At 49.8% G+C, this 6,682-nt stretch carries 10 protein-coding genes; all 10 read right to left on the minus strand.

Annotation, left to right across the window (positions count from 1 at the left end; translation table 11 throughout):
- The coding region (locus GTGU_RS07135) for a contractile injection system sheath initiator (RefSeq protein WP_038155305.1) at window positions 1-324 on the minus strand (324 nt) is incomplete at its 3' end.
- On the minus strand, window positions 324-1,076 hold the full coding sequence (locus GTGU_RS07140) for a Gp138 family membrane-puncturing spike protein (RefSeq protein WP_038155306.1): 753 nt from the start codon (window positions 1,074-1,076) through the stop codon (window positions 324-326). The genes GTGU_RS07135 and GTGU_RS07140, both read right to left, overlap by 1 nt.
- Before the next feature lie 71 nt (window positions 1,077-1,147).
- Window positions 1,148-1,489: a hypothetical protein gene (locus GTGU_RS07145; protein WP_038155308.1), complete on the minus strand. Its 342-nt coding sequence runs from the start codon at window positions 1,487-1,489 to the stop codon at window positions 1,148-1,150.
- Window positions 1,490-1,492: 3 nt separating this feature from the next.
- On the minus strand, window positions 1,493-1,903 hold the full coding sequence (locus GTGU_RS23965; RefSeq protein WP_051857310.1) for a hypothetical protein: 411 nt from the start codon (window positions 1,901-1,903) through the stop codon (window positions 1,493-1,495).
- A gap of 227 nt (window positions 1,904-2,130) precedes the next feature.
- Window positions 2,131-3,171 carry a hypothetical protein gene (locus GTGU_RS07155; protein WP_038155310.1) on the minus strand — a complete coding sequence of 347 codons (1,041 nt, stop codon included), beginning with the start codon at window positions 3,169-3,171 and terminating at the stop codon, window positions 2,131-2,133.
- Between the two features lie 2 nt (window positions 3,172-3,173).
- A complete protein-coding gene (locus GTGU_RS07160; RefSeq protein WP_038155312.1) occupies window positions 3,174-3,476 on the minus strand; it encodes a phage baseplate plug family protein in 303 nt (100 codons plus the stop codon).
- Entirely contained in the window at window positions 3,476-4,132 is a 657-nt protein-coding gene (locus tag GTGU_RS07165) for a phage baseplate protein (RefSeq protein ID WP_038155315.1), read from the minus strand. Before GTGU_RS07165 ends, GTGU_RS07160 begins: the two co-directional genes overlap by 1 nt.
- A complete protein-coding gene (locus GTGU_RS07170) occupies window positions 4,132-6,141 on the minus strand; it encodes a lytic transglycosylase catalytic (RefSeq protein WP_038155317.1) in 2,010 nt (669 codons plus the stop codon). Before GTGU_RS07170 ends, GTGU_RS07165 begins: the two co-directional genes overlap by 1 nt.
- Complete coding sequence (locus GTGU_RS26540) at window positions 6,131-6,271, minus strand: DUF6889 family protein (protein ID WP_245609592.1); 141 nt, start codon at window positions 6,269-6,271, stop codon at window positions 6,131-6,133. Before GTGU_RS26540 ends, GTGU_RS07170 begins: the two co-directional genes overlap by 11 nt.
- Window positions 6,272-6,318: 47 nt before the next feature.
- On the minus strand, window positions 6,319-6,682 hold a 364-nt coding region (locus tag GTGU_RS26050; protein ID WP_038155318.1), incomplete at its 5' end, for a phage tail assembly chaperone.

Consider the following 6,682-nt stretch of genomic DNA (forward strand, 5'->3'; position numbering starts at 1 on the left):
GAAAATGGTGTCGATCTCAGCGGCGAAAGTGACGCGGCGCGTCGTGGTGTTCACCGTCGTATCGAAAGAGAGGATTGATTTAACGCCCCGCGTTTCAAGAATGCGTTTGCGGATCGCCAGGTTGTATGTTTCCGGCTTCTGCTTACCCAGCACCGACTGAATCCACGGAGTGCCTTCCGTGGTGTCGAGGAACCACTGCCCATACCAGAGTTTGAACCGTGTTTTCACCGCCTGCGCTACCGCTTCAGGCGAGTTAATCAGCCAGGTATCATCACCGCTGCCGAAGGTGTAATCGCCATCGGCGTCTTCACGTCTGTATCGCATTAGTTAACCCCATCAGTATTGCTTCCGCCGCGCTCTACACCCCCGTGAGTGTGGCTATCATCAATAACTTTGCCGTTCGCTTTCACGCTACCGATAAATTCAACAGCGCCGGTGATTTTGGAGGCAACGCCGGAAACTACAGAGCCAACCATGCCGCCCAACCAGGTTAATAACCCGGTGATGGTGACTTTCTCAGAGAAGGTTGCCAGCGGCGTGACTACGTCCAGCCCACCCGGCGCCACGATTTTAATTTTTTTCGTGGCGGGGTTAATTTCGAAATAGGTGCTACCGTCGTCACTTCGGAACTGCGCTGCGCTGGTGCTGATGCCGCCAATTTTTTTCGCCTGCGACTGCGGTCCGACAATACAGAACGCATCTGAGAGGTCATGCATCCGATCGTCTACCGGCTCCTGTACTCCGCCGCTCTGCCACCAGAAATCAATGCAGCGATCGGCGAAAATCACCAGGCATTCATCACCGGCTTTCACCGGGAACGTTAGCGTGCAGCCGCCGCCGCGCGGAAATATCACCGGCACATCCACCAGCAGCGGTAATGTGGTCGACTGGTTAACACCGTTAGAATCCGGTTCATAGCCTTTGATCGCAGGTTGAACAACTGCGGTTACCGTCCCCGGATCAAATGACTGAACAATGCCAGGCATTGAAACTCGCAACGACGACATAATTGAACCCACCAGTCGCGCATCCGCTTGTTCTTTACTGCCTAGCTGGGCACTCAAAGATACAGGCATTTGGTTTACTCCGTGCATTAAAAAACCCGCTCAGAGGCGGGCGAGTTTAGCATTTGTATAACTAATGAAATTTATTTACTGTGCTTTTCTATTAATTTACAGTCTTCATTCTTCAGATTAGATGAGGACTCCGCAACACCCTGTCTGCACAGTTCAGATAGTTGCCTGACAGCCACCAGTGCATAATTGTACCCGTCTTCTTGAAGTAGCCTTTTCATCACTTGGGCGGACAGTTCTCCGGGCTGTTTCTCCAGCAAAACATCATTAATAGTTGCGACGCCAGCCTCAGAAACGATCGCGCTTCTTGTGTAAGGGTTGGACTTTAGCTCAGGGTTATCCCTAAAAAAATCATCAAGAGACTGAGCGAGGCACGAGAAAGACATAAAGCACAATACGCCAATCAATAACCTCATGGCTTAATCCTCAGGGAAAAACACATCAACATTAACGGAACCCGTGCATTTCGTTAGTACAGGTTCGGCTCTTGGAGAGTTATCAGCGTCCAGATACTGATTCAGAAGCGTAATGCCTTTCGAAGAACTATTGAAAATAAAGGTTTTAAGATAATGCATCCCACCGTTTCTACCCCAATGCTCAACTGTCAAAAGGGTAGCATCAGGATCATCACCATACGTTTTTTTCATAAAGTGAGGGCTAGTTAATAATTCATCACCTCTTGTAACAACGTATCCGGTAGCCCCCCAATAGATCGTGTAATTCTCTTTACCACAAACCATTTTCATAGGCTCGTAATCTGCCGCCACAACCTTAAATACACTAAATGGCAACGCCAATAGGTATATGGCTATTCTTGCAATCTTATTCACAATAAGTGGTTCCCGTCCCTGTGGTGTGACATTGGCTTGTTTTGGTGCCGCCTGAGTCCTGCCGTTTAATATAGGTAGTCCCTGTACCTGTCTGATATGATTCGGTTTTTACAGCATTCCCTGCGCTGTCCGTACCGGTGCAGTATGTGGTCCCGGTGTTGGTCGTCGTACACTCAACGCCAGCCGAGACTGAGCAGGCGACTGCGACCAAGGAAAGCAACACCCATCTAAGCATCTAGCGCCCCACCAACTTTAGCTATAACATCCTGATTGAGTAAGCTTTTACTCTCCTTCGCAAGACACAACAGATCCATATACCATGCCTGCCCGCGAGTATCGCCAGTATAGTCGATGCTGCCCACAATGTAATCACCATCGGTATTAATGCTGTATGGCTGTGACATGCCAGGCAGATCGTTAACGTAGAGATTGCCGTCGCTTTCTGATTCACTCAGTCGTGCGGGAGACCGGGCTATCTGGTCGTTACTCAAGGATGCGCGGTACACAGAGGCCTGATCCAGACGAATAAGACCGCCCATCTTTATATTAGGGTTAATCAGGCAACGAACGTTTACGCCTGCGCCCATGGTTTGCTGAGGCATACCAATAAGCCCGGAATTTGCATTCAGCACGGTAGCAACACCGATGTAATTATCCTCAGGAACGATGTTCACCTGATTATTTTCATACCACCAGTTGGCTTTGCACTGACCGGCAATGTGATTCATCAGCCTTGCTGTGTTCTGATACACAACGCGCCCTCGAGGGAAAACAGTCTCGGGCATATCCGGAACTGCCCCGGATTCAATACCATAAGGCCCAAACGACTGCATGCCCAGGCTAAAAAGATCGCTGTACTTCCACCCAGCAGCCACGGTAGTTTTCACGCTGGCATTCAGGTGCCCTTCCCAGCTGTCGATGCACTGGAGCATGATCCAACTGTCTGTCGCATTGTCTTTCCCGGTGATAGTGAAACGAATATCTCCGTTAAATATCATGCCGATATTTTCGTCCGGATAATTACCTGTTGCATCCGGAAGCCCCTTATAACCAGCAATAACCTGTATACGAGAGAATTCTTTCTGCATAATCCGGTTCTGAGTGGTAGGGGACAGGTTATAAACTTTAAAATTACCAACAAATCCATTAAATATTGTCGCAGGCATTTTCTGAATATTGAAAGTAACTTTAAGGTCTGAAATTTTTATTCCGTCGCCTTTATAGTTAACAATCAATAACTCAAAGTGACGCATCCAGTTTTTTGACATTGCTACTCCGTAAAGACGTAAAGATGTGAGAATGTCCCGAGATCAAATTGCGTCGGGTTTTCCTGTCCCGCTACGTCGCAAAGCACTACCAGCGAAAATCCAAGATTCAGATATCGGTACTGCGCCAGCAGATCAGCCCCCGTAATCATTGGTATACCGAAGATAATGGCGTCACCATTGCCATCAGCAATGTCCAGAACCCAATATACTCCACGCCACATGATCGACAAACGATAAACCGTACCGTTGAGAGTGGTGGCAAACGTCTGATTGTCAGCCACCAGCGGAATTTCTACAGCTTCCATCAACCACCTCCTCCGGTAAAGATGTTGCTCAGGAAACCCTCTACACTGGTGATGCCTTTTTGCGCCATCTGTGGTAACGATTTCAGAATGGAGTTATTTGGCGGTACCGTTGTTTTGGTGCCCGTATTCTGTACAGCGGAAGTTCCTACCCCTTCTTTCATGTTAGTTTTCGAGGCAACACTGATTGTCTGCGTGGAGGTAATAATCACCTCCCTGAGGGTAAGAGTAGCCAGAAGAACATTCTCACTACTCTTGTCAGTCGTGACCTCCAGCGTTTTTATCAACATATTGTTGTAAATCCGCTTACCGGTTGTTACATCGAAGGGAATGCGATCACGCTGCAGGTTAAGCAGCTCCTGATACAGTTCTTTCGGACTTAGCCCCAGCGATAGCCCAATTGCCGATGTGTCAGCAAGATCAAGCAACGAGCCGCCCCCGGAAAATCCAGTTTCCATTACCACTTCAGAAGGGCGCCTGAAAGCATGTTCTGATATATAGCCGGCCCCCTCCCCACTAGCACCTGCGTTCGTGGGTTGTTCGATGGGATGCTCTGTAATTTCCAGAGCATCACTGTGTTTTTCAGAGATAACGACATCAGGAATGATGATTCCTATCGAACGGGTGCGCTGTTGCAGCAAAACAGATAAAAAGTCCATTATGTCGGTCCTTTTAATTGCTGTACGGCTCTGGCATTTACAGCCCCCTGCTTGTCCGCAACCAGATTAGCCGCTTCCTGAGGGTTGTTTACGCCATGTACATTAATCACGGTCTGCTGGTTAAGGCTTCCTCCGCCAGCGGCGTGATACGCCAGTGGACTGTTCCAGTTGGAATAGCCTTCTTTACGCGCCATGGACTGCATCAATGCCCCCATGGTGTTTGGATCGGTCAGGTTCAACACAGCGTTTGGTGACACGCCCATCCACTTTGCGACATCCTGCGCATACTTTTTCGGGTCGTTGTTGTCACCTGCGGGAGCCCATGTACTGACAATATCCTGGATTGTTTGCAGTGCCCGTCCGGTAGTTTTACCAGTGAAATAACGCATCAACTGGTTTTTCATTGCTTCCCATCCCTGCAACGCTGAATCGAAGTATCTGAATCCTTTCCCACCAACAGGACGAATATTCCCGGGATTATTATTGCGGTCGGCAAGTGTACCGCCACCTCCTGGGATATCCGGCTGAATGTTGTCACCATATACCACACCGTTGCTTTGAGCCTGCCGTATCACTTTACCCGGACCTAATAACCAGTCCATCCAGGCGGGATGATCACGAACCTCACTGACATCCTTATGCCCGATATCGGTTTTTATGCCGATAGCGGCCAGTGTGTCACCGATAATTCGTTTGGTATAATTAAGTGAAGATTTTGCGCTGTCAGCAATGTTCTGCCTGTCGCTGACGATGTATCCCGCGTATAACCCCCACAGTTTTAACCATGGCGGGATCGGAAGCCCTGAGATTTTACTGAATGCCCCGAGGACTTTGGCAACCCATGCGCCGGCGATGAAGGTAGCCAGGATTTCAAGAGATTTTTGCCAGCCACCAACACTGTCTTTCAGTTCCAGTAGTCTGTCCTTTATCCATGTGATCGCCTCTTTAGCTTTCTCAATCGCTGGTTCCCACTTGCCCCAGTCAATAAGGCTATTTCCACCCTCTTTCCACGTCTGGTAATCCTCCCATAGCAGTGCAACGGCTGCAGCCAGTGCGGTAACAAGGCCGATAGGAGACATCCAAAACGCGGAATTCAGCAGGCGCATAGCGACAACCAGCCCGCCAATGATCGCTATCAAATTTTTTGTTTCTTTATCGAGGTTTCCCCACCAGTTAATTATGCCGCCGACAGCTTCTGTTATCCGGAACGCCACACGACCAATAATCTCTCCGACCCAAATGATTCCCTTGATAACTTTGGTGATTGTGCTCTCAATGAGAGGGAAATTTTCGAGAATTTTCTTTCTCAGGTTATCAATTGAGCCCGCCAGACCATCAGCCAGACTGGAACCTATTTTGTCACGCGCCATTCCCGCCATTGCGCCAAAACCGCGTAATGAGGTCATAAAACGATTTGATGATTGCGCAGCATGATCAGCGTTGAAGCCGATCTCTTTCGCCATTGCCGAGTATTGAGCGCTGAATTGACCGATACCCCTGCGCATTGCCAGCAGGGTATTTTCATCAATCCCCAGCATTTGCGCATACTGATTGGCGCGATAGTACGGCATGCTGCTGAGCTTCTGCCCTACCCCCGTAAAGATGGAGGACATATCCCGCATTTTACCGCTGGCGTCACGCGTCTGAACGCCCAGGCGGTTAAGAAATCCCTCAGCCCCCGGATTGTTCCGCATAAAACGCGACAGGCTTTCCAGAGAACCGCGCGCAGCGTCGGCGCTGCCGCCAACCTGAGAAATCGCGTAACCTACCGTCTTGATCCCCTGAACCGTCGCGCCGGTGCGCTGTGATGCCCAGTAAAGCTGATCAAGCCCTGAGGCAATTTTTGCAGTAAAACCAACGACAGAAAGAGCAGCAGCTTCTACAGCTGCGCCCATTTTTATCACTTTCAGTGTTGCGCCGGTAATAGTGGCTTCAAACTTCCTCGACCCAGACTCATCGACCTGAAATCCCAGGGAGATCAGAAAGTCTTTAATCGTCTCAGCGTTCATTGTCCTCTCTCCATTTATTGAAACGGATTTGATTATCAGCCTCCATATCCATGAAATCATTCAGTAATGCGATGCGGGCGAGATCAACCCGCCCGCTGTCGAGGTCTTTCTGGTCAATACCAAATTTCAGGGCTGCGCGGAGAATGTAATCCTCTCCGCCGGGGAGAGAATTAAAGGTTACGGGGCAGTCTGGTCCGGCGTCTCGCTGGTAGGGAGTGCGGGCAAAAAATTTCCGAGCGAATCGGCGACCACCCGCGCCACAATCTGCAGCATGGAAAACAGATCGATATCATCGAACATCAACGCGCCACTGTTAAATACTGGCGCCCATGTTTTCCCGTTCTGGCGCGCCACCACCGCAAGGCAGGGGTAAATAATCGCGTTGGCGTCCTCTTCGCTCAGCGCTGACAACTCACCGGCGATGCGCGGCAGCACCTTTTCAAGCACCGGCGCCAGCGCATCGAGATTCGCGTTTTCCATACCACCAGCAGGAAGCATCGCTCGAACACTGCCAAAATCCGCCAGCACACCGGCCAGAACT

It is taken from the genome of Trabulsiella guamensis ATCC 49490 (assembly GCF_000734965.1).
In the GTDB taxonomy this organism is placed as follows: Bacteria; Pseudomonadota; Gammaproteobacteria; order Enterobacterales; family Enterobacteriaceae; genus Trabulsiella; species Trabulsiella guamensis.

Excerpts from the sequence above, each read along its gene's own strand:
- GTGU_RS07140 (WP_038155306.1), bottom strand. The coding sequence starts at position 1,076 with ATGCCTGTATCTTTGAGTGCCCAGCTAGGCAGTAAAGAACAAGCGGAT.
- GTGU_RS07145 (WP_038155308.1), bottom strand. The coding sequence starts at position 1,489 with ATGAGGTTATTGATTGGCGTATTGTGCTTTATGTCTTTCTCGTGCCTC.
- GTGU_RS07155 (WP_038155310.1), bottom strand. The coding sequence starts at position 3,171 with ATGTCAAAAAACTGGATGCGTCACTTTGAGTTATTGATTGTTAACTAT.
- GTGU_RS07160 (WP_038155312.1), bottom strand. The coding sequence starts at position 3,476 with ATGGAAGCTGTAGAAATTCCGCTGGTGGCTGACAATCAGACGTTTGCC.
- GTGU_RS07165 (WP_038155315.1), bottom strand. The coding sequence starts at position 4,132 with ATGGACTTTTTATCTGTTTTGCTGCAACAGCGCACCCGTTCGATAGGA.
- GTGU_RS07170 (WP_038155317.1), bottom strand. The coding sequence starts at position 6,141 with ATGAACGCTGAGACGATTAAAGACTTTCTGATCTCCCTGGGATTTCAG.